The organism is Enterobacter sp. T1-1, assembly GCF_000710795.1.
Lineage (GTDB): Bacteria > Pseudomonadota > Gammaproteobacteria > Enterobacterales > Enterobacteriaceae > Enterobacter > Enterobacter cloacae.
The window spans coordinates 1-532 of sequence record NZ_JALW01000109.1; the positions used below are offsets into that span (position 1 = coordinate 1).

The 532-nt window shown below is 57.5% G+C and carries 1 protein-coding gene; it reads left to right on the plus strand.

What is annotated here, in order from left to right; translation table 11 throughout:
* Positions 1-144 precede the first annotated feature (144 nt).
* Positions 145-532 (plus strand): transposase (locus AK59_RS0123145; RefSeq protein WP_231501511.1); only part of this gene is annotated, 388 nt, incomplete at its 3' end.

Sequence of the window (532 nt, forward strand, 5' to 3'; positions counted from 1 at the left end):
TGGATGAAAATCAGTGAGCTTGAGGCTACCGGACAACCGGTCTGCGTGGGTTACGGTGTCCTGTCCCGTAAACCACGAACGCCCTGTTACGGCCGGTTCTATCTGCATAAGCGCCCTGACGCAGGGCGTCAGGGAAAAGGGGGGATGCCGAAAACACAGCGGGAACACCGCAGTAGCGCGCGGGAGCCCTGGCTGCTGTTCAGTAATGCAGAGGGACTGGAGCCGCACCAGATAATGGCCCTGTACAGCCGCAGAATGCAGATAGAACAGAACTTCCGGGACGACAAAAGTCCACGCTTCGGGTTCGGTCTGAGGCTGAGCCGGAGTCAGGGAAAAGGGCGACTGGAAGTGCTGAATATGGTCGCGGCAATGGCAAGCCTGGTGATGTGGCTGGCAGGTTACAGGGCAGAAAGGCAGTGTTTACACTGGCACTATCAGGCAAGCAGCATCAGGCACAGACGGGTTCTGTCATACCTGAGTCTGGCAGAAGAAGTCATCCGGCATGAGCCCGGGAAAGTGAGACGGCTGAATA